At 62.8% G+C, this 22,553-nt stretch carries 20 protein-coding genes; 9 read left to right on the top strand and 11 right to left on the bottom strand.

The window, feature by feature from the left end; genetic code table 11:
* Window positions 1-64: 64 nt before the first annotated feature.
* Window positions 65-769, top strand: coding sequence for an SDR family oxidoreductase (locus HKK54_RS28210; RefSeq protein ID WP_169388595.1), 705 nt, complete (start codon window positions 65-67; stop codon window positions 767-769).
* 66 nt (window positions 770-835) lie between these two features.
* Here HKK54_RS28210 and HKK54_RS28205 read toward each other — a convergent pair whose 3' ends face one another.
* Window positions 836-1,177, bottom strand: coding sequence for a hypothetical protein (locus HKK54_RS28205; RefSeq protein WP_010171365.1), 342 nt, complete (start codon window positions 1,175-1,177; stop codon window positions 836-838).
* Window positions 1,178-1,408: 231 nt separating this feature from the next.
* Window positions 1,409-2,719: an MFS transporter gene (locus tag HKK54_RS28200; protein WP_010171363.1), complete on the bottom strand. Its 1,311-nt coding sequence runs from the start codon at window positions 2,717-2,719 to the stop codon at window positions 1,409-1,411.
* 160 nt (window positions 2,720-2,879) lie between these two features.
* Here HKK54_RS28200 and HKK54_RS28195 point away from each other — a divergent pair, with 160 nt between their 5' ends.
* Window positions 2,880-3,986, top strand: coding sequence for a sugar diacid recognition domain-containing protein (locus HKK54_RS28195; protein WP_010171361.1), 1,107 nt, complete (start codon window positions 2,880-2,882; stop codon window positions 3,984-3,986).
* A gap of 91 nt (window positions 3,987-4,077) precedes the next feature.
* Complete coding sequence (locus tag HKK54_RS28190) at window positions 4,078-5,220, top strand: glycerate kinase (protein ID WP_169388594.1); 1,143 nt, start codon at window positions 4,078-4,080, stop codon at window positions 5,218-5,220.
* On the opposite strand, the gene HKK54_RS28185 is transcribed toward HKK54_RS28190, so the two are convergent.
* The 4 genes from HKK54_RS28185 to HKK54_RS28170 form a co-directional block, all read right to left on the bottom strand.
* The gene (locus tag HKK54_RS28185) at window positions 5,217-6,329 is read right to left on the bottom strand and encodes a class II histone deacetylase (RefSeq protein ID WP_169388593.1); all 1,113 of its coding nucleotides are present in this window, start codon (window positions 6,327-6,329) and stop codon (window positions 5,217-5,219) included. The two genes, HKK54_RS28190 and HKK54_RS28185, sit on opposite strands and share 4 nt — an antisense overlap.
* A gap of 13 nt (window positions 6,330-6,342) precedes the next feature.
* Entirely contained in the window at window positions 6,343-7,518 is a 1,176-nt protein-coding gene (locus tag HKK54_RS28180; protein WP_169388592.1) for an MFS transporter, read from the bottom strand.
* Between the two features lie 22 nt (window positions 7,519-7,540).
* On the bottom strand, window positions 7,541-8,416 hold the full coding sequence (locus tag HKK54_RS28175; RefSeq protein WP_169388591.1) for a transporter: 876 nt from the start codon (window positions 8,414-8,416) through the stop codon (window positions 7,541-7,543).
* Window positions 8,417-8,524: 108 nt separating this feature from the next.
* Window positions 8,525-9,496 carry a helix-turn-helix transcriptional regulator gene (locus HKK54_RS28170; RefSeq protein WP_169388590.1) on the bottom strand — a complete coding sequence of 324 codons (972 nt, stop codon included), beginning with the start codon at window positions 9,494-9,496 and terminating at the stop codon, window positions 8,525-8,527.
* A gap of 204 nt (window positions 9,497-9,700) precedes the next feature.
* Here HKK54_RS28170 and HKK54_RS28165 point away from each other — a divergent pair, with 204 nt between their 5' ends.
* The gene (locus HKK54_RS28165) at window positions 9,701-10,213 is read left to right on the top strand and encodes a GNAT family N-acetyltransferase (protein ID WP_010171348.1); all 513 of its coding nucleotides are present in this window, start codon (window positions 9,701-9,703) and stop codon (window positions 10,211-10,213) included.
* On the opposite strand, the gene HKK54_RS28160 is transcribed toward HKK54_RS28165, so the two are convergent.
* Window positions 10,210-10,905 carry an aspartate/glutamate racemase family protein gene (locus tag HKK54_RS28160; RefSeq protein ID WP_169388589.1) on the bottom strand — a complete coding sequence of 232 codons (696 nt, stop codon included), beginning with the start codon at window positions 10,903-10,905 and terminating at the stop codon, window positions 10,210-10,212. The two genes, HKK54_RS28165 and HKK54_RS28160, sit on opposite strands and share 4 nt — an antisense overlap.
* A 126-nt stretch (window positions 10,906-11,031) precedes the next feature.
* On the opposite strand from HKK54_RS28160, the gene HKK54_RS28155 reads away from it, so the two are divergent.
* Window positions 11,032-11,526 (top strand): hypothetical protein, encoded by a 495-nt coding sequence (locus HKK54_RS28155; RefSeq protein ID WP_010171343.1) that lies wholly within the window; start codon window positions 11,032-11,034, stop codon window positions 11,524-11,526.
* A gap of 115 nt (window positions 11,527-11,641) precedes the next feature.
* Here the strand turns inward: HKK54_RS28155 and HKK54_RS28150 are convergent, their stop codons facing one another.
* Window positions 11,642-11,863, bottom strand: coding sequence for a cbb3-type cytochrome c oxidase subunit 3 (locus tag HKK54_RS28150; protein ID WP_169388588.1), 222 nt, complete (start codon window positions 11,861-11,863; stop codon window positions 11,642-11,644).
* Window positions 11,863-13,290: a cytochrome-c oxidase, cbb3-type subunit I gene (gene ccoN / locus HKK54_RS28145; RefSeq protein WP_169388587.1), complete on the bottom strand. Its 1,428-nt coding sequence runs from the start codon at window positions 13,288-13,290 to the stop codon at window positions 11,863-11,865. Before ccoN ends, HKK54_RS28150 begins: the two co-directional genes overlap by 1 nt.
* Window positions 13,291-13,497: 207 nt before the next feature.
* Here ccoN and aldA point away from each other — a divergent pair, with 207 nt between their 5' ends.
* From aldA to HKK54_RS28125, 4 genes are all read left to right on the top strand, one after another.
* Entirely contained in the window at window positions 13,498-14,922 is a 1,425-nt protein-coding gene (gene aldA / locus HKK54_RS28140; protein ID WP_169388586.1) for an aldehyde dehydrogenase, read from the top strand.
* 76 nt (window positions 14,923-14,998) lie between these two features.
* On the top strand, window positions 14,999-16,309 hold the full coding sequence (locus HKK54_RS28135) for an MFS transporter (protein WP_169388585.1): 1,311 nt from the start codon (window positions 14,999-15,001) through the stop codon (window positions 16,307-16,309).
* Window position 16,310: 1 nt separating this feature from the next.
* Window positions 16,311-17,528 carry a mandelate racemase/muconate lactonizing enzyme family protein gene (locus HKK54_RS28130; RefSeq protein WP_169388584.1) on the top strand — a complete coding sequence of 406 codons (1,218 nt, stop codon included), beginning with the start codon at window positions 16,311-16,313 and terminating at the stop codon, window positions 17,526-17,528.
* A gap of 27 nt (window positions 17,529-17,555) precedes the next feature.
* Window positions 17,556-19,166: a GMC family oxidoreductase gene (locus HKK54_RS28125; RefSeq protein WP_169388583.1), complete on the top strand. Its 1,611-nt coding sequence runs from the start codon at window positions 17,556-17,558 to the stop codon at window positions 19,164-19,166.
* A 114-nt stretch (window positions 19,167-19,280) separates the two neighbouring features.
* Here the strand turns inward: HKK54_RS28125 and HKK54_RS28120 are convergent, their stop codons facing one another.
* Both HKK54_RS28120 and HKK54_RS28115 read right to left on the bottom strand, forming a co-directional pair.
* Window positions 19,281-20,201, bottom strand: coding sequence for a pyridoxal-phosphate dependent enzyme (locus tag HKK54_RS28120; RefSeq protein WP_169388582.1), 921 nt, complete (start codon window positions 20,199-20,201; stop codon window positions 19,281-19,283).
* Between the two features lie 37 nt (window positions 20,202-20,238).
* Complete coding sequence (locus tag HKK54_RS28115) at window positions 20,239-21,642, bottom strand: sodium:solute symporter family protein (protein ID WP_010171331.1); 1,404 nt, start codon at window positions 21,640-21,642, stop codon at window positions 20,239-20,241.
* Window positions 21,643-22,553: the final 911 nt, after the last annotated feature.

The following is a 22,553-nucleotide window of genomic DNA, read 5'->3' as shown; positions in this document are numbered from 1 at the left end:
GGATTTTTCAACGATTGCCAAGCTGGGAAGATGAAACCTCATTTTCCCAACCAGGTATTTCTCCATGACTTCTCCCCTCAACGGCAAAACCGTCATCGTCATCGGTGGCAGCAGCGGCATTGGTGCAGCCGTGGCCAAACAGGCTGTGGCACGCGGGGCCCACGTGGTGCTGGCCGGACGGCGCTTGTCTTCAGCCGTGGAGAACGGTGTGCGCAGCGAACAGGTGGACGTGACCGACGCCGCCTCGTTGCAGCGCCTGTTTGAAACAGTGGGGCGTTTTGACCATCTGGTTTACACCGCCGGCCCTGCGGTGCAGGCCAAGACGTTGATCGAGACTGACCTGAACCTAGCGCAAGACAACTACAACGTGAAGCTCTGGGGTTCGCTGCGGGCGATCCAGGCGGCGCTGCCATTTCTCGGCGAGCACGGCAGCATCACATTGACCTCGGGCCAACTGGGTCGTCGAGCGGTGGCGGGGCAGTTCATCAAGACCGGGATCAATGCGGCGACTGAAGCGCTGGGCAAGCAGTTGGCCAAGGAGCTGGCGCCACGTCGGGTCAACGTGATCAGCCCGGGCGTAATCGACACCGAGGCGTATGCCGGGTTGTCCGAGGAGCAGCGGCTGGCGATGTTTGCCAAGGCCGGCGGGGCGTTGCCGGTAGGACGAGTGGGGCAGGCCGAAGAAGTGGCTGCCGGGTACGTGCTGGCGATGGAGAACGGGTTTATCACGGGTAGCGTGATTGATGTGGATGGTGGCGGCTTGCTCTAAGCGCAGGTCAATCAAAACAGGTCCCGCTTTCGGGCGGGGCCTGCTGTATCACCCACCGCATCTTGCTTAATAACGCGGCACCGGAGCCGGTTGCGGCGGGTAGTAATAGCCCGGAGGCGGCGCCTGGTAGTACACCGGCGGAGGTTGCTGGATGTACACCGGCTGCGGCTGGACGTAAACCGGCTGTTGCACGTAGACCGGCGGCTGGGAGTTGGCGACGACCGAGCCTACGACGAGCCCGCCGACCACGGCCCCCAGCAACGCCGGGCCACCCCAGCCCCAACCACCACGGTAGCCACCGTGACCCCATCCATAGCCGTACCCGCCACGGGCTTCTGCCTGCCCCGCGATGGCGAGGGTGGCAATCAGCACGAGGGCTACTTTCACTTTTGAGAGTCGACTGATCATGACAAGTCCTCTACTTATGCATCGAACCGGTTTTAATCATATTCCCGGGCATACGTTTCAGACAGTGCTTTTTGAGGGGATTACGCGGCGCCAGAGTAAAGGTTAGGTAAGGTTTGTAGCCTGTTTGTTACCTGGCTCTGGCGTTGAAGTGAATACGGGTGTCCGGCGGCGTTCTGAATATAAAAACACCGGCGCCGCCATGGAGGTCGACAGCGCCGGTTTGCCCTGATGTCAGGCCTTGAGTGTCCGCGTCATCCGCAACGCCAGCACACTGCCCGCCACTATCACCGCCGCCAGCAAGTACAGCGCCATGTCGGTAGACCCGGTGGCATCCTTCACAAACCCGACGATATACGGGCTGAGGAACCCGGCCATCTGGCCCATGGAGTTGATCAGTGCCAAGCCACCCGCCGCAGCGCCTGCGCTGAGCATGGCGGTCGGTACCGGCCAGAACATCGGCAGGCCGGTGAGGGCGCCCATGGTGGCGATGGTCAGGCCGAGGATCGCAATCGCCGGCGTGGTTGCAAAGTTAACCGCAATCACCAACCCGATCGCGCCCATCAGCATCGGTACTACCAAGTGCCAGCGACGCTCCTTGCGCAAGTCGGCAGAGCGGCCCACCAGCAGCATGAACACCGCCGCCAGCAAGTACGGGATTGCACTCAACCAGCCAATCACCAGGTTATCGCTGAAACCCATGTTCTTGATGATCGACGGCAGCCAGAAGTTGATGGCGTACACGCCGCTCTGGATGCAGAAGTAGATCAGGCCGAACGCCCAGATGGCCGGGTTCTTGAACACTTCCAGCAGCGAGTCGCTGGTGGTTTTCGGCTTGTTGGCCAGGTCGGTCGCCTGGTCGGCTTCCAGTACTGCGCGTTCATGAGGCGTGAGCCATTTGGCGTTGGCAAAGCTGTCGCTGAGCAGGAAGTAGGCGAGGGCGCCGAGGATCACCGTCGGGATGCCTTGCAGCAGGAACATCCACTGCCAGCCTGCGAGCCCGCCCTGGCCTGCGGCGAAGTGGTTGAGGATCCAGCCGGAGAACGGGCTGCCGAGCAAGCCGGACACCGGGATCGCCGACATGAACAGCGCCATGATCCGCCCACGGCGGAAGGTCGGGAACCACTGCGAGAGGTACAGCACCACACCCGGGAAGAAACCGGCTTCAGCGGCGCCGGTCAGCAGGCGCAAGCCGTAGAAATGGGTGGGGGTGGTGACGAACAGCAGGCAGGTGGACAGGGTGCCCCAGACGATCATCATCAGCGCGATCCAGCGCCGTGGACCAAACCGGGTCAACGCCAGGTTGCTCGGTACGCCGCACAGCACGTAGCCGATAAAGAAGATCCCGGCACCGAGGCCGTACACGGTCTCGCTGAATTTCAGGTCGTCGAGCATCTGCAACTTGGCAAAGCCGACGTTGACGCGGTCGAGGTAGTTGAACAGGTAGCAGATGAAAATGAAGGGGATCAGGCGCAGGGTAATGCGCTTGTATACGGCGTTTTTATCGTCATCGGTGGCCTGGGTGACAGCGGCGCTCTGTGACATGGCAGTCTCTCTTTATTATGATTTTTCGCGATGCGAGGGTAACGTTGATCGCCCAATGAGTCTCGGCCACCTCAAGGGGTGATGTCTTTGTGCTCGCGCACAGTCAGGCATGGTTTGCGCTGTGCCTATGAACAACCCGTTTTTTCAGGAATTTAGCCCCATGTTCGAGCTGGATCATGACCTGGCGCAGGATATCGTCAATCGCACCATGGCGATCCTGCCCTATAACGTCAACGTCATGGACAGCCAGGGCCTGATTCTGGGCAGCGGCGAACCGGAGCGTATCAACACCCGCCATGAAGGCGCGCAATTGGTGCTGGCGAACGTGCGCGTGGTGGAAATCGACAGCCAGACCGCCAAGCACCTCAAGGGCGTGCAGCCCGGGATCAACCTGCCGTTGTTGCACGATCAGCGCCTGATCGGCGTGCTGGGCATTACCGGCGAGCCGGAAGTGCTGCGTACCTATGCCCAGCTGGTGCGCATGACCGCCGAAATGCTGGTGAGCCAGCGCCACCAGCAAGCCGAGCAGCAATGGCGCCGCCAGCGTTGCGATGATCTGTTGGCGCTGCTGCTGGCCGAGACCGGCGATTCACCGCGCCTGGTGGACGAAGCGCAGCAACTGGGCCTCAAGCCGCAATTGGCGCGCACGCCGTACCTGTTTGAACTGGGCAGCGGCCAGTCGGCCGAGGCCTTGAGCGCCTGGCTGACCTCGCGCTACCCCGACAGCTGGTGCGTCAGCTCCGCGCAGTTTTCCCTGTTGTGGTGCCGGCCGGCGTCAGTGCAAGTCGACAACCCGCGCCTGCTGGAAAAGCTCGAAGGCCTGGGCTGGAACATCCTGCGGGTTGCCGTCGGCGGCCAGGCGGACGGCCTGGCCGGGCTGCGCCGTTGCTACCGACGCGTCGGCGATCTGCTCGCCTATGGCCGCGATGTGTTGCCGGAATCACGTTTGCTGACCCTGACCCGTTACCGCCTGCCGGTGATGCTCTGGCGCCACCGCAACGACGATGCCCTCGACGAACTGCTCAACCCGCTGCGCAAGGTGCTGGCCAAGGACAGCAACGGCCAGTTGCTGGCGACCCTGCGCAGCTGGTGCGACCACGACGGGCAAAGCCAGGCCTGCGCCGATGCCCTGGGCATCCACCGCAACAGCCTGCGCTACCGCATGGAGCGCATTGCCGAGCTGAGCGGCGTTGACCCGCTGACCCTCGACGGCATGCTCGCGTTGTACCTCGGCGTGCAGCTCTTGCCCCAGGCTTTGTCGAAATGAACAACAAACCCCAGCCACTCTTGTGCAATGGACCGGCGTTATTGCCTGAGCCAACTGGCAGCATGGGCGTTATAAAAACCGGAGAAAGCCCATGAAAATAATCATCGCCCCCGACTCGTTCAAGGACAGCCTGAGTGCCGAAGGCGTGGCGAATGCCATTGCCGAGGGGTTGGCCACGGTGTGGCCCGACGCCGAGCTGATCAAGTGCCCGATGGCGGACGGTGGTGAGGGCACGGTGGAGTCGGTACTCGCCGCCTGCCAGGGCGAGCTGCGTACCACCAACGTGCAAGGGCCGTTGGGCGCCCGCATTGATGCGCATTGGGGCTGGTTGGCCGAGAGCCACACCGCAATCATCGAAATGGCCGAGGCCAGCGGGCTGCAATTGGTGCCGCCGGGTAAGCGGGATGCCTGTTCCAGCAGCACGTTTGGCACCGGCGAACTGATCCGCGCGGCACTGGATGCCGGCGCCCGGCGCATCATCCTGGCGATTGGCGGCAGCGCCACCAACGACGGCGGCGCCGGCGCGATGCTGGCCCTCGGTGTGCAATTGTTTGATGCCGAAGGTGCCGCATTGCCCTTGGGCGGACTGGCACTGGCCAATCTGTCGCGCATCAGCCTGGAACAACTGGACCCACGCCTGGCCGAGGTGCGCTTCGAAATCGCTGCCGACGTGAACAACCCGCTGTGCGGCCCCCACGGTGCCTCCGCGATTTTCGGCCCGCAAAAAGGTGCCAATCCCCAACAAGTCGAGCAGTTGGACGCTGCCCTCGGCCATTTCGCCGATCACTGCGCCAAGGTGTTGCCGAAAGACGTGCGTGACGAGCCCGGCAGCGGCGCCGCCGGTGGCTTGGGGTTCGCCGCCAAGGCGTTCCTGGGCGCGCAATTTCGTGCAGGGGTTGAAGTCGTCGCTGAACTGGTAGGACTTGAACACGCGGTACGCGGCGCCGACCTGGTGATCACCGGCGAAGGCCGTTTCGACGCCCAGACCCTGCGGGGCAAGACCCCGTTTGGCGTGGCGCGGATTGCCAAGCAGCACAACGTGCCGGTGATCGTGATCGCCGGCACGTTGGGTGATGGCTATGAGCAGATGTACGCCCACGGTGTGGATGCCGCGTTCGCCTTGCCGTCCGGCCCGACTACCCTGGAGCAGGCCTGCAGCGAGGCGCCGCGCCTGTTGCGCGAACGCGCCTCGGACATCGCCCGGGTCTGGCGCCTGGCGGCCCCGGCGGTTTAAGCCTCAAAGCCCTGCGCCAGTTGGTCGACCCACTGGCGCTGAAAGCCCAGCAGCGCGTCCTTGGGCTGCTGCAGCTGAACAAACTCCAGCATCGGGTCTTCCACCGCCGTGCGCACGCCGGCCAATTCCTCCAGCGCCGCCAGCCCGCAAAACGGCACGTAGGCCTCGCTGTAGCCGCCTTCATGCACCAGCACCAGGCGGCCCTGGCACAGCCGCTCGGCAGCCTCACGCACTGCGCGGGTCATCAGGCGGAACGACTCGCTGTGCAGCAGCATCCGCGCCAGCGGGTCGACGGCGTTGGCGTCGTAACCGCAGGCGACGATGATCAGTTCGGGCTCGAATCGCTCGAGGGCCGGCACCACGATGCGCTCCATCGCATGCAGGTACGCCGCGTGGCCGCTGCCGGGTGGCAACGGGATATTGATATTCGCCCCCAGGCCCGCGCCGTGGCCACGGTCCTGTTCACCGCTGTAACCCGGCGGATAGCAACCGTCCTGGTGCAGGGAGATCGTCAGTACATCGCCGCGTGCTTCGAAGATGGACTGGGTACCGTTGCCATGGTGCACATCCCAGTCGATCACCGCGACCTTGCCCAGCCCACGGCGCGCCTTGGCCGCCTCGATGGCGATGGCGATATTGGCCAGGAAGCAAAAGCCCATGGCGCCGTCCGCCAGGCAGTGATGCCCCGGTGGCCGCGACAGCGAGTAGGCATTCCCGACGTGCCCGCTCAGCACCGCGTCTACCGCAGCGATGGTCAACCCGGCAGAGAGTTTGGCGATCTCGTAGCTGCCTGGGCCAATCGGCGCCTGGGGCCCCAGCTCGCCGCCGCCGGCATCGCTCAGGGCCTTGAAGCGTTGCAGGTAGTCGGCGCCGTGTACTCGCCGCAAATCCTCCTCCGTGGCTGGGGCGGCACTGTGCTGTTGCAGGTGACGGCTCAGCCCGGACACGTCCAGCAAGCTTTTCAAGCGCCGCTTGGTCTCCGGTGACTCGGCATGCCCGGTGCCGGCAGGCGGCTGCACCCAACCGCCCACTGGCAAGGTCAGGGCGTGGGGGCCGGCGCTGTGCCAGAGGCTTAGTTCATCAAAGAAAAACGCAGTGGATCGGTTCATCAGAGTCTCCAGTTCAGCGGGTTAAAACAGCGTCAGGCGGGGTGCGGCTGCCGAGCATCAGCGCCAGGGACAACAAGGTGATGGCGGCGCCGCCCACCAGTAGCGAGGTAAACCCGCCGCTGGCCTCGATCAGCCGCCCGGCAATCGCCGGCCCGATGGCCAGGCCGGCGCCGATCACCAGGTTGGAGGTGTTCATCAGCTTGCCGCTGCGGTCGAGGTCAGCCAGGCAGGCGAGAATCAGCGGCAGGATGAAGGTCCAGGTGAACTTGAACAGCAGCGCCGCCAGGGCAAAGCGCATCAGCGTCGGCATGCCGCTCAGCAACAGCACGGCACCCGCCATCAGGGCGTAGCCGGCCAGCAACAGCAGCAGGCGCGGCAGCCGCGTACCGAAGACTGAGGCACACCCGGCGCCGACGATTCCCATCACCGTGGCAACGGCCAGCACTTCACCGCTGTGTTGTGCGGAGATCCCAGCGCCACTGCCGATGGCACCGATAAAGGTCCAGACGCCGCCGAGGCTGATATAGAAAGTCAGGATCCCGGCGATGCCCAGCGCAGCCTTCACCCGGGAGCCCGGCAATGGCGCGGCATCGGTTGGCTGGCGCGGCGGGCTGCCGGATGGAAAGCAGCGGGCCAGGGGCAGCAGCAGCGTCATCAACCCCGCAAGAATCAAGTAGCAGGCGCCGAGCCCATAGCGCGCAAACAACCCGGGCAACACCCCGAGGCCGACGGCGCCGACCACCAGTTGCCCCATCACCCACAAGCCGTAGATCCGGCTGGGGTTGGCGGTGGCGGCCGCGCTGGCCAGGCAGATGATCATCAGCGACCCGCCCGCCAGGGCACTCATAAAGCGCAAGGCAAGCAAGGTGGCGTAGGTGTCGGCGAGCATCGACAGCAGGTTGGCGGCAATGAACGCAATGGCGGCCACCAGCGCTGCCAGGCGCCAGTCCACCCGCTTGAGCCACCAGAACGCAGGCAAGGTGGCCAGGCTCATCGCCCCCAGCTCGGTGGAGAACAGGTCGCCGATGTGTGACGGGCTCAGTTGCCATTGGCTGGCCAGTTGCGCGGCCACCGCCGGTGCGGTCATCAGGATGGTCGGGGTGATGGCGGCGAACAGGATGATCGCCGCCAGCAAGGGCCAGGAACGCGCCGAATAGCCGGCGGTTGCAGCGTGGGTCTGAGTGTTCATGGGCAAGCTCCGGGAAAGTGATTCAGAACACATGAACCAGCCGCAGCAGGGCGTCGGTGCCCGCGTAGCCGTTGGACGCCGCGACGTTTTGCGAAAGGCTGAACATCAGCTGGTTCTGCCGGTCGAGCCAGTGCCCCACCTCGAAACCCACCTGGGTGTAGCGTTTATGGGTGTCGTCGATGCGCTGGTCGTTGATGCGCAGCGCGCCGCCATCGGCATGGATCAGGCGCAGTGCGCCGTAGGTGGTGGGGCTGAAGTCGTAGGAGGCGAAGGCTTGCAGGCGGTACAGCGGGTCTTGCTTGAGGTCGCTGCCGAAATAGTCGTTGTTGGTGCCGTACAACTGGGCTTCGAGGTTGGCTTCCAGTACCCATTTCTCGCCAATGCCCTGGGTGTAGTTGTAAACGAAGGTCGCGCCCCAGCGATTGGCACCGGGGGACACGTCGGGGTTTTTGCTGTGGTACTCGCCCACCGGCACGGTGATCAGGCTCAACAGCCCGCTGTAAGTGCGCGAGGCCGGGTCGTTGATGAAAAACAGCGTGCCGCCGACTTGCGGATCACCAAAGCCGCTCTCGCCGGTGTGTTGGCTGGCGCCGGGCAAGCGTGCGTTGATGTCGGCGAAGGGCAGGATAAATTGCGGGGTGCACAGCGTGCCGCAGACGTCAGTGAAAAACACCTGGCGGTACGCCACGGCGTTGACCTTCAAGTCGGCCTTGCCCGTGGTGTCGGCCGGGCCGTGGAAGTCATCGTAGCGCGAGGCGGGCAAGTACAGCACGCCGAGGCTGGTGCCGGACGGCGCGCCGAAAAAATCCCGGGCGTTGAGGTCGGCAGCCTGGCTGTCGAGGCTCAGCAGGGTACCGCCCAGCAGCATGGCCAGGTGACGCAAGGTAGGGTGATTCATCGCAAGGCATCTCTTATGGACTGTTATGGATGGCAGCGGAAAATGGGCAAAGGGCGCCCGTGGCCGTCAAAACGACAGCGCAAAAAAGCAATGGATAAAGGGCTGAGATCAGTCGGGCGGGGCGTGCAGCAAGTGCGCGATGCGCGCCTTGTCCTTGACCCCAAGCTTGCTGTAGATGGCGCGGATGTGATGGCGCACGGTGTTCGGCGACAAGCCCAGGTCGCGGGCGACTTCCTTGTAGGTCTTGCCTTCGCCGAAGCCCTGGGCCACGTCGTTTTCCCGCGGGCTCAGTTGGGGCAGGGCGCGGTTGATGCGCGCCGCCAACAGAAACTGGTCACCCACGGCCGAGGCCTCGATGTGGATGTGCTTGCCCTCATGCCCGCGTTCATCCAACGGCAGCGGCAGGGCGGGACCGCTCCATTGCGGCCACTCACTGAGCAACAGGTCGACAAACCCGCGTTCGGCACACTGCAACACCCCGCGCTGGTCGCATACCGCCAGGGCCAGGTTGCGCGGGCTGGTGAGGGTTTCGCGCATGGCCACCAGGGTTCGGATCTGATTCGCCGAAACCGACGCCACCAGGTGCAGCATCAGGTTGTTCAGCAGTTGGCAGTCGTCCTGGTTGTAGCGGGGCGCGCCGGGCTTGCGGTACAGGCTCAAGTGATCGCTGAGGCGGGTTTGCGGGTCGACGTGAATCACGCACAACAACTCGCCAATGCCGTAGCGCTGCCCCAACCAGTTCTGACCCGGGCCGTTGGCGGCGTCGAGCATGTCGACAATCACCGCCTGGCCGGGCGCCTCGTGCACCAACCCGACCGTCACGTCCACATGGCGGATCGATTGCCAGTCGGCCAGGTAGGTGGCGGGCAGGTGATGCAGGTAGCTGCTGTGTTCCTCCGGCAGGCCATCGATGATCGCCGCACGGCCCCACCAGGCGCTGTCGAAAGGCAGCAACTGGCTGATGCGCGTCAGGGCATGGCCATGAAACTGTTCAATGTCCTGGTGTTGGGCCAGGCGTTGCAGATCAAGTGTCAGGGTGCTGAAAGCCTGTAACAGGCCAGGAAGATCAAGGCGGCTCATGGGCGTTCCTCTGTGGGACTTTTTTATTGTTTTAGTCACAGGGTTTGAAGGCCGAAACGGGGCAGGGCCTGGGTGAAGTATCGGCGCTGCGAGGGGCGATCGCTATCCTACAGATGCACGATGTGCGGCAGGATTTGTGCTCGCCAAAAAGCCGCTGTGCCGCCTACACTGGTCGGCCACGTGTTTTTCACAGGACGAAACACCATGCACACACCTGAACCCAAAATCGTTATCACGCGCTTCACCGAGGCCCACCTTGAAGGCGTCACTGCGCTCTACAACGATCCGGCTGTCTGCCGTCAGGTGCTGCAAATGCCTTTCCAGTCGGTCGAGGCCTGGCGCAAACGCCTGGTGCAGGACAACGAACGGCGGCTACAGCTGGTGGCGCTGCATGCCGGCGAGGTGATCGGCCAGCTCGGCCTCGAACAGTACTTGCGGGTGCGCCAAAGCCACGTCGGTTCGTTCGGCATGGGCGTGGCCACCGCCTGGCAGGGCAAGGGCGTGGGCTCCCGGTTGCTGGGCGCGGCGCTGGAGGTGGCGGACAACTGGATGAACCTGCACCGGGTGGAACTGACGGTGTACGCCGACAACGAAGCCGCCCACCGGCTGTACCACAAGTTCGGCTTCGAGACCGAAGGCCGGCTGCGGGATTACGCCGTGCGTGACGGCGTATTCGTCGACACCCTGACCATGGCGCGCATCCGCAAGCCTGCCTAGTCGTCCTGCAACGCAAACGCCACCGCAGCCTGCGCATGCAGCTCGGTGGTGTCCAGCAGTGGCAGGTCGCTGTGCTGCGGTTTGATCAACAGGCTGATTTCCGTGCAACCGAGGATGATGGCCTGGGCGCCGCGTGCCGCCAGGGACCCGATCACCCGTTGGTACACCTCGCGCGATGCGTCGCTGATCACCCCGACACACAACTCCTCATAGATGATCCGGTGCACGGCCTGGCGCTCGTCTGCGTCCGGCACCAGCACGGTCAGCCCCTGGGCCGCCAGGCGTGACTTGAGAAATTCCTGTTCCATGGTAAATGCGGTGCCCAGCAGGCCGACGGTGAGGGTGCCGGCCTCTACCGCCGCCGCGCCGGCCGCGTCTGCAATATGCAGAAACGGTATGGACACCGCCGCTTCAATACGCGGTGCCACCAGGTGCATGGTGTTGGTACACAGCACGATGCATTCGGCGCCACCGGCTTGCAGGCGACGGGCGGCGTCTTCGAGAATCAGCGCTGCGTCATCCCAGCGGCCTGCGTGCTGGGCCTGCTCCACCGGGCCGAAGTCGACGCTGTACATCAACAGTTGCGCCGAGCGCAGTGGCCCGAGCTGGTCGCGCACGCTCTGGTTGATGATGCGGTAATACTCGGCGCTGGACTCCCAGCTCATGCCGCCGATAAGGCCGATGGTGCGCATTCGATGCTCCTGAAATGGACGGGCGAGGGCACCACATTACCCAAGCGCGGTGCTTTAGTCATACGCCGGTGTGCCGCATCTGCCATGATCAAGGCTCGCAACCTGGGTCACCCAAGGAACACGGCAATGGACGATGTACAACAACTGGGCGAGATGCTTCGTCATTACGCCGACAGCGAAGCCCACAAGAAGCAGCAGTTCGACGTGCAGTCGGCCCATTGGGCGCAGAAGATCGGCGAGCTGTTCGGCCAGATCGAGCAGTGGCTGGAGCCGGTGAAAACCGTCGGTTTGCTGGAAGTGCAGCGCGAAGCGTATGTGGCTTCCGGCCCGAGCGTACCGGTGGAGACCTCCACCTTTAAGACCGAGAAACTGACCATCCATATTGCCGGCAAACCCGTGGAGTTCGTGCCGGATGTAATGGGCGCCGGCGGCCTGATTTCACTGTCGGTGATGGGCTTGACCGCCGCCCGCTACGGCAGCATTTCCCTGGTGCTGCTGCCGGGGAAAAACGACTGGTTGTGGAAGAAAACCAACGGCCTGAAAGACCCGGACACCTTCGGTTTCGATGCCAACTTCCTGGCCTTGCAGTTGCAGAGCCTGATTCCCCGCGAACGCGGGTGAGTCATGGCTTCTGTGGGAGCTGGCTTGCCTGCGATAGCATCACCGCGGTGTTTCACAAGCACCGAGTGGCCCGCATCGCCGGCAAGCCAGCTCCTACAGGTGGTGCATTCCTTTCTCAGATATCGACATTGCCCCAACCCGGCTTTGCCTCTTCAGGCGCCACCGCGTTAACCCGCTTGCCCGTAGCCAACTCCACCCGCCGCGCCACTTCCGGGTCATCGGCGAACGGCATCAGGCTGGCCTCATCCAGGCTCTCCCTCGACTCACCCCGCAAGCAATACTCCACCGCACCATACAGGCCGATCACCGCCGCCAGGTTCAGCACGACCTCCCACATCAGGCGATCCGCGCGTCAAGCTGCGCCACCTTCAAGTCCGCCACCCGCACCGTGCGCCAGGTGTTGTACGCCATCAGCAACATGCCGCTGAGGAAAAACACCCCGCCGACAAAGCGCACTAAAAACCCCGGATGGCTTGCCTGCAAGGCTTCCACAAAGGAATAGGTGAGGGTGCCGTCATCGTTCACCGCCCGCCACATCAGGCCCTGGGTGATGCCGTTGACCCACATCGACGCGATGTACAGCACCGTGCCAATGGTCGCCAGCCAGAAGTGCATATTGATCAGCCCCACGCTGTGCATCTGCGTGCGCCCGAAAACCTTCGGGATCATGTGGTACAGCGAGCCAAACGTGATCATCGCCACCCAGCCCAGCGCGCCGGCGTGGACGTGGCCGATGGTCCAGTCGGTGTAGTGGGAGAGGGCGTTGACGGTCTTGATCGCCATCATCGGCCCTTCAAACGTCGACATCCCGTAGAACGCCAGCGACAGCACCAAAAAACGCAGGATCGGGTCGGTGCGCAATTTATGCCAGGCCCCCGAGAGCGTCATCATGCCGTTAATCATCCCGCCCCAGCTGGGCGCCAGCAGGATCAGCGACATCGCCATGCCCAGCGACTGGGCCCAGTCCGGCAGCGCGGTGTAGTGCAAGTGATGGGGGCCGGCCCAGATATACAGGGTGATCAACGCCCAAAAGTGCACGATGGACAGGCGATAGGAATACACCGGCCGCCCGACTTGCTTGGGCACGAAGTAGTACATCATCCCCAGAAAGCCCGTGGTCAGGAAGAAACCCACGGCGTTGTGTCCGTACCACCACTGCACCATGGCGTCGGTGGCACCGGAATACACCGGGTAGGATTTGAACCAGTCCACCGGGATCGACAGGTGATTGACCACGTGCAGCATGGCGATCACCACGATAAACGCACCAAAGAACCAGTTGCCGACGTAGATGTGCTGGGTCTTGCGCTGCACCACAGTGGTGAAAAACACGATCGCATAGGCGACCCACACCACGGTCATCCACACGGCGCCGCTGAACTCGATCTCGGCGTATTCCTTGGTGGTGGTGTAGCCCAGCGGCAGGCTGACCAACATGATCACGATCACCGATTGCCAGCCCCAGAATGTGAAGGCTGCGAGCTTGTCCGAGTACAGCCGTACCTGACAGGTGCGCTGTACTGCGTAGTAGCTGGCGGCGAATTGCGCGCTGCCGGCAAAGCCGAAGATCACAAGGCTTGTGTGCAGCGGGCGCAGGCGCCCGAAGGTGGTCCAGGGCAGGTCGAGGTTCATCTCGGGCCAGACCAGTTGCGAGGCGATCCACACGCCCATGGCCATGCCGACCACGCCCCAAACGATGGTTGCAATGACGAATTGACGCACGACCTTGTAGTTGTAGGCCTGTGCGATTGATGGTGGTTGCATGCTTAGTCCTCCCACGGTTCCAAGTGGGCGGCACTGTAGGAAGGATGGGCGGAACAATACAGACTCAGACCCGGGTCATTAATACGGATCAGCCACTAACCTGCATTTTTCGCACGTTACCCCCGTCAATAAATCGTTTGTCCAACCCCCGCCCAATGACAAAACTGCAAGTCACTCGCAAAACAACAACGATTGGGCAAAAACCACATGCAAATCGAGCGCAATTTTTTCAACGGCCAGTTTGCCGAACCTGCCACCACCGCCCGGATCGCGGTCTATAACCCTGCGACCGAGGCCCAGGTAGGCCAGGTGTCCGCCGCCACCCCCGACGAGGCGATTGCTGCCGTAGACGCCGCCGCTACCGCACAGAAAACCTGGGGCAAGCTCACCAGCATCCAGCGCGCCGAACACCTGCGGGCTTTCGCCGACGCCCTCGAAACCTGCGCTGAAAGCATAGGCAAGGCGCTGGCCAGCGAGTCCGGAAAAAGCCTCGACGACGCCAGCAACGAAGCCCGCTACGCCGCACAAATCACCCGTTACCACGCCGAATGGGCCCGCCGCATTGAAGGCGAAATCATCCCCAGCGACACCCCGGACGAAAACCTGTTCCTGCAACGCGAGCCGATTGGCGTCGTGGCGTGCCTGATCCCGTTCAACTACCCGGTCTACACCCTGTTGCGCAAAATCGCCCCGGCGCTGATTGCCGGCAACACCGTGGTGGTGCGCCCGAGCAACAACACCCCGTTGTCTGCCTTCGAAATCGCCCGCGCGGTTGAGCAGTCGGGCATCCCGGCCGGCGTGATCAACATCCTGACCATGGACCACGCCACCGCCGCCGCCCTGTGCACCCACAAGGCCGTGGGCTTGATCACGCTGACCGGCAGCGTCAACGCCGGGCGCATCGTGCTGGATTACTGCAAGGCCAACATCGCCAAGCCATCCCTGGAACTGGGCGGCAAGACCCCGGCAATCATCGAGGCCGACGCCGACCTGGAAAAAGCCGCCAGCGACATCATCGCCTCCAAGACCACTCACTGCGGCCAGTTGTGCACGGCGGTCGAGCGCGTGTACGTGCAGGAAAGCGTCTACGACCGATTCCTGGCGCTGCTCAAGGCCAAGATCAGCGCCGTAAAATTTGGCGATCGCGCCACGGACGCCGGCCTGATGGGCCCGCTGGTCAACGCCAGCTCCCGGCAGAATATTCACGCCATGGTCGAGCGCGCCATCGCCGACGGTGCTGTACTGGAAACAGGCGGCGTACTCCCCGAAGGCCCGGGCCATTTCTACCCGCCGACGCTGCTCAGCGGTTGCCGCCAAGGCATGGAAATCATCCAGGAAGAAATCTTCGGCCCGGTGCTGCCGGTGCTCAAGTACCGCGACATCGACGAAGCGCTGGCCATGGCCAACGACCACCAGTTCGGCCTGTCGTCTGTGCTCTACACCGAGAACTACCGCACGGCCATGAAAGTCGCCAATGCCATTGAGGCCGGCGAGTTGTACGTCAATCGCACCCCGGCGGACCCTTACCAGGGCTTTCACGCCGGCTGGAAACGCTCAGGGCTGGGCGGCGATGACGGCAAGCACGGGATGCTTGAGTTCACCCAGACCCGTTTGGTGGTCATGAAGTACTGAGTCACCGACCACCGGCTTTACCTCAATAAAAACAATTATCGGGGCACCCGCGCATCGGGTGCCCGAGGTCTACAAGATGTCCAAGCCTGCACCCGTTGCCCAGGGTTTCGATGCCGTGTCCGCGGCCAAAAGCGACAAAGCCAGTCGCTACTTCCAATTGATGTTGCTGGTGCTGGCCGCCGGGGCGATCTACCCGATCCTCTACCTGCGCCAGGTCTACCAGACCACCATGCTCGACGTGTTCCAGATCAACCACAGCCAGCTGGGTTATCTGTATTCAATGCTCGGCACGATCTTCCTGCTCAGCTACCTGCCCAGCGGCTGGTTGGCGGATCGCCTGCCACCGCGCTTCCTGATCTTTTTTTCGCTGGTGGCCACCGGTGCCCTGGGCATCTGGTATTCCACCGTGCCGTCGATGACCGGCCTGATGATTATCTTCGGTTGCTGGGGCCTGACCACCGGCCTGACCTTCTGGGCCTCGGTGCTCAAGCGGGTGAAGATGATTGCCCATCACAGTGAGCAAGGCCGGTTCTTCGGCATCCTCGACGGCGGCCGTGGCCTGGTGGAAGCCTTGCTGGCCACCGTGGCCTTGGGGCTGTTCGCCTATGCCACCGAGACCCGCAGCCAAACCGCCGCCGAAGGTTTCAAGCACGTGGTGTACCTGTATTCGTTCGTGTGTATCGCGATTGGTTGTGTGCTGGTGCTGCTCAAGGACCCCAAGTCCATGGCCGAAACCGCGGCGGTAGAGAAGGGCAAGTTCAACCTGATCGCCGACCTCACCACCCTGGTGAAAATCCCTGAGCTGTGGCTGGTGACTGCCATTGTGTTCTGCGGTTATCACATGTTCTGGGCCACCTACAGCTTCTCTGACTACCTGCAAGGCAGCGGCATGACCGCCGTGATGGCCGGCACCATCACCACCATCAAGCTGTGGATGCGGCCTATCGGCGGGATCGGCGGCGGCTGGCTGGGGGACAAGTTTTCGAACATCTCGGTGCTGATCATCGCGCTGGTGCTGGTGACCCTGGCGATGGTCGGCCTGATCGTGTTCCCGGCCATTGGCAGCCTCGGCTTGCTGATCGGCACGGTGATCTTTATCGGCCTGATGACCTATGCGATTCGCGGCCTGTACTGGGCGATCCTCGACAGCTGCGATATCCCGCTGCGCATCACCGGCCTGGCCATCGGCATTGTCTCGGTGGTGGGTTACCTGCCGGACACCTTTATCCCGCTGATCAATGGCTACCTCACCGACACGTACCCGGGGCAGGTTGGCTACAACCTGTACTTCGGCTACATCGCCTTCATCGGCGTGCTCGGGACCCTCGCGGCCCTGACCTTGCGCGCCCGAATCAATCGTAAAAAATTCAACCAGACAGGTGCCTGAGATGAAAATCGTCGCCCTTGAAACCCATATTGTCGCCGTACCGCCACCCCACATTGGCGGCATGTACTGGCTGTTCGTCAAACTCAAAACCGACTGCGGCATCGAAGGCGTGGGCGAGATCTACGCCGCCACCTTCGGCCCCAAAGCCATGCTGCCGATCATCGAGGACGTGTTCGAGCGCTACCTGCTCAACCACGACCCGCACCACATCGAGCGTTTCTTCCGCCAGGCGTATTCCAGCGGGTTCACCCAGCGTCCCGACCTGACCATGATGGGCGTGGTCAGCGGCCTGGAAATGGCCTGCTGGGACATCATCGGCAAGGCCGCCAACAAGCCGGTCTATGAGTTGCTGGGCGGCAAGGTCAACGAGCGCCTGCGCTCCTACACCTACCTGTACCCGGTCAACAGCAAGGGCGAGTACGACTACGACGACCCGGACCTGGCCGCCGAGTGCGCCGTCGAGAACATGAACAAGGGCTTCACCGCGGTCAAATTCGACCCGGCAGGCCCGTACACCGCGTACTCCGGCCACCAGATTTCCCTGGAAGTGCTGGAACGCTGCGAAACCTTCTGCCGCAAGATCCGCGAAGCGGTGGGCGACAAGTGCGACCTGCTGTTCGGCACCCACGGGCAGATGGTGCCGTCGTCGGCCATCCGCCTGGCCAAGCGCCTGGAAAAATACGACCCGCTGTGGTTCGAAGAGCCCGTGCCACCGGGCCAGGAAGACGCCATGGCCCAGGTCGCAGCCAAGACCACCATCCCCATCGCCACCGGCGAGCGGCTGACCACCAAGTACGAGTTCTTCAAGCTCTTGCAGGCCGGTGGTGCATCGATCCTGCAAATGAACGTGGCCCGCTGCGGCGGCCTGCTGGAAGCCAAGAAAATCGCGAGCATGGCCGAGGCTTACTACGCGCAAATCGCCCCGCACCTGTACAACGGGCCGATTGGCGCAGCGGCGAGTTTCCAGCTGGCCACGTGCACGCCGAACTTCCTGATCCAGGAAAGCATCATGACCTGGGGCGGCTTCCACGCCGAAGTGCTGACCAAGCCGCTGCAATGGGAGGACGGCTACATCATCCCGTCCACCGAGCCGGGCCTTGGGGTGGAGCTGAACATGGACGTGGTGCGCAAGCACACGCCGTACACCGGCGAACGCCTGCACCTGCAAATGGCGCCTACGCCGGCTGACGTGAAAGACACTTCGCCCGCCAAGGGCTAAAAAAAACGACTGATGCGGTAACTGTGAATGACATACGACTACATCATCGCCGGCGCCGGCGCCGCAGGTTGCGTCCTGGCCAACCGACTCTCCGCCTCGGGCGAGCATTCGGTGTTGCTGCTGGAAGCCGGCGGCAAGGACAGCTCCTGGTGGTTCAAGATCCCGGTCGGTTTTGCCAAGATGTACTACAACCCGACCTTCAACTGGATGTACTACAGCCAGCCGCAAAAACAGCTGGCCGACCGCGCCATCTATGCCCCACGCGGCAAAGTGCAGGGCGGTTCCGGCTCGATCAACGCCATGATCTACGTGCGCGGCCAGGCCCATGACTTCAATGACTGGGCGGCCAACGGCAACGACGGCTGGGGTTTCCAGGACGTGCTGCCGTACTTCCGCAAGCTGGAAAATCACCCGTTGGGCGACACCGAATACCACGGCAGCAGCGGCCCCATCAGCATCACCCCGATGAAGGGCCAGACCCACGCTATCTGTGATGTGTTCCTCAAGGGCTGTGAGCAGTTGGGCTACGGCCTGAGCGATGACTTCAACGGGCCGGACTTCGAAGGTGCGGGCCTCTACGACGTCAACACCCGCAACGGCGAGCGCTGCTCCAGCAGCTTTGCGCACCTGCACCCGGCGTTGGGTCGACCGAACCTGACGGTGGAACTGCATGCGCTGGTAGACCGCGTGCTGTTCGACGACCAACAGCGGGCCACCGGCATCAGCGTGACCCAGCACGGCGTGGTCCGCACCTTCACCGCGCGCAAGGAGGTGATCCTGTGCGCGGGGGCGGTGGATACGCCAAAGATCCTGCAACTGTCGGGGGTGGCGGACAAGCAACTGCTCGCCGAACACAACATCCCGCTGGTCAAGGACCTGCCGGCGGTGGGGCAGAACCTGCAGGATCACCTGTGCGCCAGCTATTACTACAAGGCCAATATCCCGACCCTGAACGACCAGCTCAGCTCGCTGTTCGGCCAGTTCAAGCTGGGCCTCAAATACCTGCTGACCCGCAAGGGCGCGCTGGCCATGAGCGTCAACCAGGCCGGCGGGTTCTTTCGCGGCAACGCGGAACAGGCGCACCCCAACCTGCAGCTGTACTTCAACCCGCTGTCGTACCAGATCCCGAAAAACAACAAGGCCAGCCTCAAGCCCGAGCCGTATTCAGGCTTCCTGCTGTGCTTCAACCCGTGCCGGCCCACCAGCCGCGGGACGATTCGCATCGCCTCGAAAAACCCACGGGATGCGGCCTTGATCGACCCCAACTACCTGAGCACCCAGAAGGACATCGACGAGGTGATCCAGGGCAGCCGGCTGATGCGCACGATCATGCAGGCCCCGGCGCTCAAGGGCGTGACCGTGGCCGAGGTGTTGCCGGGGCCTGCGGTGGAAACCGATGAACAGATGCTGCAGTACTTCCGCGAGAACAGCGGCTCGATCTATCACCTGTGCGGGTCGTGTGCCATGGGCTCGGACCCGTTGGTGTCAGTGGTGGACAAGCGCCTGAAGGTGCACGGGATGCAAGGGTTGCGGATTGTCGATGCGTCGATTTTCCCGAACGTGACGTCAGGGAATACCCATGCGGCAGTGTTGATGGTGGCGGAGAAGGGCGCGGATCTTATCCTGCAGGATGCCTGAACTGATCGTTCCCACGCTCTGCGTGGGAATGCATCCTGTGACGCTACGCGTCACGACATCACGAACGGACGCGGAGCGTCCAGGGTGGCATTCCCACGCAGAGCGTGGGAACGATCATAGAGAGGCGGTGTTCTGCCACTGAGCAACCGTTTCTGCGCTGATACTCACCCCACCACACACAATCACCACCACATCCTCAACCCCGGCAATCGCCCCATGCTCCAGATACGCCACAGCCAACGAAACCCCGCACGCCGGCTCCACCAACTGCCGTAAATCATCGGCATACCGCGCCACGCCCATCATCGCCTCGGCGTTACTCAGCACCACGCACTGATGGGCAAACTGGCCGATATGTTCAACCGGCCACGCCGCCACCTGGGTCGCGGCCAACGACTTGGCCACGGTATCGATCTTCGCCAGGCGCACCGGCTTTCCAGCCTCCACAGCGGCCGCAAACGAAGCCGCGCCCGCCGTTTCACAGGCAATCACCTTGCAGTCGAACCGTCCATGACGCTCCAGCCCCGTCAGCACCCCCGCGAGCAAGCCACCGCCGCCCACGGAGGTCACGATAGCGCCCACCTGCGGGCAATCCTCAAGAATCTCATCGATCATGCGGCTGTGACCTTCCCACAACAGTGGGTGATCAAAAGCCGGTACATACAACGCGTCCGGCGCTTCGGCGAGTTGCAGCGCCAGCTCGTTGGATTGATCCCACAGATCACCGTGCACCACCACCTCGGCGCCCGCCTGGCGGATACGCGCGCGGGTGGCTTCGGGGGTGGTGGAGGGCACCACGATCCGCGCCTGCAATCCCAGGCCTCTTGCTGCAAAGGCCGTGGCCAACCCGGCATTGCCGCCGGAAGGGCACACCACCGTGGTTTTGCCCTGGCTGGCCGCGTAGGCGCACAGCGTGGTCATCCCGCGCAACTTGAACGAGCCACAGGGTTGCAGGTTCTCAAGCTTCAGCCAGATGCGCCGGTTAGGGGTGGACAGGCCGGGGTGCAGGATCAACGGGGTGCGGATGGGCAGCATTGCGCAACTTCCTTATTGGGTGGGCTGCCATCCTACCTCAGTGAGCGGCCGCCGCCAGGGGTTCGGCCGGTGTCTTGCGGCGCGTCAAATGGCTGATGCCCATGATAATCAGCGGCGTAAACAGGGCGATGTACGCGTTGTCGATGCCCCACGGATTACCGGCGAGGAACCAGCCCACGGTCGCCAGCAACGAAGCAATGATGCTCAGGAATGCCCCGGCCGCCGTGCCGAATTTCGGCGCGTAGAACACCATCAACACCAGCACGGCCAGGGAGGCGCGTAACGCCTTGCCGAGGAAGGCGATCATCAGCACCTTGTCAGAAGTCAGCGCCAGGGCAATCGGCAACAGGCCGACGGCGATGGTCGCCAGGCGCACGAAGCGCAGGGATTTGGCGTCGCTTTTTTCCGGGTTGAACCAGGGTTCGTAGAAGTCCCGCAGCAACAACGTCGCCGAGCCCATGCTTACCGCCGAGATGGTGCCGAACAGTGAGCCGGCAAGGCCTGCTACCACCAGCCCGGCCGTCAGTTGGTCCATGCTGGCGATCAGAGTCGGGAAGGCTTGCAGCGAATCCACATTGGGAAACAGCACCGCGCTGCACATCCCGATCAATGCCGCGCCGATGCCGAACGGCACCATCAGCACTGCCACATAGAAACACGCACGCTGGGCCTTGCCCGCATGGCTGACGGTGTTCACCGCCTGGATCACGTATTGGGTGGAGAAGATCGAACCGATACCGGCGATCATCCAGGCGACGATCTGGCCCCAGCCGACGGTGGTCCAGTCAAACATGCTGGCGGGCAATTGCGCCTGCAACTGGCCGATGCCGCCCACTTGCTTCAAGCCAAACCACAGGGCCAGGCCGACGCCCAGGTACTTCAAGGCGGCGTGGACGAAGTTGGTGTAGATCACTGAGCGCATGCCGCCGATGCTCACGTACAGCACCGAGACCACGCCGACGATCACGATCGCGAGGGTTCGATCCACTTGCATCACACTGGCCAATACCGCGCCGCCGCTGGCGTAGATCGAGACGGCGACGATCTCCAGGGCAAAGATCGTGATGATCGAGGTGGCGAAGCGGGTGCGTTGGCCGTAGTTGCGCGCGAGTACGCCGGAGATGGTGTTGTCGCCCAGGTCCTTGTATTTGCGCGCCAGCAGCCAGGCGAAGAGTACGAAGCCGAGGGCCAGGGCGAACAGGTTCCATGCGGCGGAGATGCCGACCTTGAAACCGGTTTGGGCGGTGCCGATGCTGACTGCGGTGCCGATAAATTCGGAGAGCATCAGGAAGCCGATCAGGAACGCCGGGAAGTGGCCACCGCCGGTGGTGTAGTTGTTGGCGCTGCGGGAATGGCGGCGGACGCCGTAGCTGATCAGCGCCAGGCTCAGCATGTAGAGGCCGGTGATGGACAGCACGATCCAGGATGAGTGGGTGGGCATTTTTTATACTCTTTAGGTATTTTTGTAATTGTGGGTAGTTTCCTCTGGTGGTTTTGCTTTCGTCTAATATCGGGTTGGTATGGTTTGATACTCTTTTGGTATGGGTGAATATCCGTTGGTTAGGTCATGGCTGCTTATGGTTCCGCTCTTACAGCGGGTCACTTTGGAAAAGCCCCAAAGTAACCAAAGGGCTCTGCCCCGCCTGTCGGCACCTCGCCTAGGCTCGGTGTTCCCTCACTCCGGCATTGCTCCGCGGGCCGCCGCGACGGGGCGTCCCTGCCCCGTCGCGGCTAAACCGGCGTCCTGCCGGTTTACCCGCTCCTCAATCCCTGCGTTCGGCCTCGGGCTTATTGGGGCAGTCAGATCAAAATCAAAAGCAAGAGCACAGCGGCCTACAGGCCGGCTTGAGTGGTAGAAGCCAGAGCAAAAGCCAAAGCCAAAGCGAAAACCAAATCTGAAACTGATGCACCTCTGCTTTTCTGTGGGAGCTGGCTTGCCTGCGATGCAGACACCTCGGTTTTTCAGATGCACCGAGGCGAGGCCATCGCAGGCAAGCCAGCTCCCACATTTAACTGTGCCCGCTTTAGATTTTGATCTTGATGTTGCCTTTGCTTCACACCACTCAAGCCGGCCTGTAGGCCGCTGTGCTGTTGATCTGCTTTTGATCTTGATCTTAGGCGCCCCGTTAAACCACGCTGGCCGAACGCAGGTAGTACGGAGCGGGTAAACCGGCAGGACGCCGGTTTAGCCGCGACGGGGCAGGGACGCCCCGTCGCGGCGGCCCGCGGAGTAATGCCGGAGTGCGGGCACACCGAGCCTAGGCGAGGTGCCGAGTGGTGGGGCAAGAGCCTTTTGGTTACTTTTGGGCTCCTTTCAAAAGTGACCCGCTGTAAGAGCGGAACCCATATCAG

Origin of the sequence: Pseudomonas sp. ADAK13, from assembly GCF_012935715.1 — a bacterium.
Lineage (GTDB): Bacteria > Pseudomonadota > Gammaproteobacteria > Pseudomonadales > Pseudomonadaceae > Aquipseudomonas.
This window is presented reverse-complemented; position numbering and strand designations above follow the sequence as displayed.

Bases quoted from the DNA above. Each gene is read 5' to 3' on its own strand.
- HKK54_RS28150 (WP_169388588.1), bottom strand. From the start codon at position 11,863: ATGTGGGAGGTCGTGCTGAACCTGGCGGCGGTGATCGGCCTGTATGGT.
- HKK54_RS28125 (WP_169388583.1), top strand. From the start codon at position 17,556: ATGACATACGACTACATCATCGCCGGCGCCGGCGCCGCAGGTTGCGTC.
- HKK54_RS28195 (WP_010171361.1), top strand. From the start codon at position 2,880: ATGTTCGAGCTGGATCATGACCTGGCGCAGGATATCGTCAATCGCACC.
- HKK54_RS28115 (WP_010171331.1), bottom strand. From the start codon at position 21,642: ATGCCCACCCACTCATCCTGGATCGTGCTGTCCATCACCGGCCTCTAC.
- HKK54_RS28210 (WP_169388595.1), top strand. From the start codon at position 65: ATGACTTCTCCCCTCAACGGCAAAACCGTCATCGTCATCGGTGGCAGC.
- HKK54_RS28135 (WP_169388585.1), top strand. From the start codon at position 14,999: ATGTCCAAGCCTGCACCCGTTGCCCAGGGTTTCGATGCCGTGTCCGCG.
- HKK54_RS28120 (WP_169388582.1), bottom strand. From the start codon at position 20,201: ATGCTGCCCATCCGCACCCCGTTGATCCTGCACCCCGGCCTGTCCACC.
- HKK54_RS28160 (WP_169388589.1), bottom strand. From the start codon at position 10,905: ATGCGCACCATCGGCCTTATCGGCGGCATGAGCTGGGAGTCCAGCGCC.
- HKK54_RS28180 (WP_169388592.1), bottom strand. From the start codon at position 7,518: ATGAACACTCAGACCCACGCTGCAACCGCCGGCTATTCGGCGCGTTCC.
- aldA (WP_169388586.1), top strand. From the start codon at position 13,498: ATGCAAATCGAGCGCAATTTTTTCAACGGCCAGTTTGCCGAACCTGCC.
- HKK54_RS28200 (WP_010171363.1), bottom strand. From the start codon at position 2,719: ATGTCACAGAGCGCCGCTGTCACCCAGGCCACCGATGACGATAAAAAC.
- HKK54_RS28155 (WP_010171343.1), top strand. From the start codon at position 11,032: ATGGACGATGTACAACAACTGGGCGAGATGCTTCGTCATTACGCCGAC.
- HKK54_RS28170 (WP_169388590.1), bottom strand. From the start codon at position 9,496: ATGAGCCGCCTTGATCTTCCTGGCCTGTTACAGGCTTTCAGCACCCTG.
- ccoN (WP_169388587.1), bottom strand. From the start codon at position 13,290: ATGCAACCACCATCAATCGCACAGGCCTACAACTACAAGGTCGTGCGT.
- HKK54_RS28205 (WP_010171365.1), bottom strand. From the start codon at position 1,177: ATGATCAGTCGACTCTCAAAAGTGAAAGTAGCCCTCGTGCTGATTGCC.
- HKK54_RS28190 (WP_169388594.1), top strand. From the start codon at position 4,078: ATGAAAATAATCATCGCCCCCGACTCGTTCAAGGACAGCCTGAGTGCC.
- HKK54_RS28185 (WP_169388593.1), bottom strand. From the start codon at position 6,329: ATGAACCGATCCACTGCGTTTTTCTTTGATGAACTAAGCCTCTGGCAC.
- HKK54_RS28130 (WP_169388584.1), top strand. From the start codon at position 16,311: ATGAAAATCGTCGCCCTTGAAACCCATATTGTCGCCGTACCGCCACCC.
- HKK54_RS28175 (WP_169388591.1), bottom strand. From the start codon at position 8,416: ATGAATCACCCTACCTTGCGTCACCTGGCCATGCTGCTGGGCGGTACC.
- HKK54_RS28165 (WP_010171348.1), top strand. From the start codon at position 9,701: ATGCACACACCTGAACCCAAAATCGTTATCACGCGCTTCACCGAGGCC.